The 267-nt window shown below is 59.2% G+C and carries 1 protein-coding gene; it reads right to left on the bottom strand.

Annotated features, from left to right (window positions below; genetic code table 11):
* The coding region (locus RYX56_RS22785; protein ID WP_317124179.1) for a hypothetical protein at nucleotides 1–182 on the bottom strand (182 nt) is incomplete at its 3' end.
* Between the last annotated feature and the right edge of the window lie 85 nt (nucleotides 183–267).

Raw genomic sequence — 267 nt, 5'->3', positions numbered from 1 at the left:
GCTGAAGCAACGAGGCCTGTTAAATGACAACCAAGCTGCGCAATGCGCTGGGCTTGTGCGATCCGTTGGCGAGCGTTTCGAAGCCATGGGTTTTGACGACAATGCGTCGGATTTTGGGGCGATGGCAGCGATACTTCTTGGCGCTCCGCCTCCGCCAAACCGGGGATCGTAAATTCCTGCATCACGCTCTCCTTCCCCTGCACAACCAGTACGTCCCCATCGTATCCTTGTCGGCCGACTGCACGGACCAGCGCCCTGCGTTCGGAC

This window comes from Alkalihalophilus lindianensis (assembly GCF_032843265.1).
Taxonomy (GTDB): domain Bacteria; phylum Bacillota; class Bacilli; order Bacillales; family Bacillaceae_D; genus Alkalihalophilus; species Alkalihalophilus lindianensis.
The sequence above is the reverse complement of the archived record's forward strand: the minus strand, read 5'-3'. Positions and strand labels throughout refer to the sequence as shown.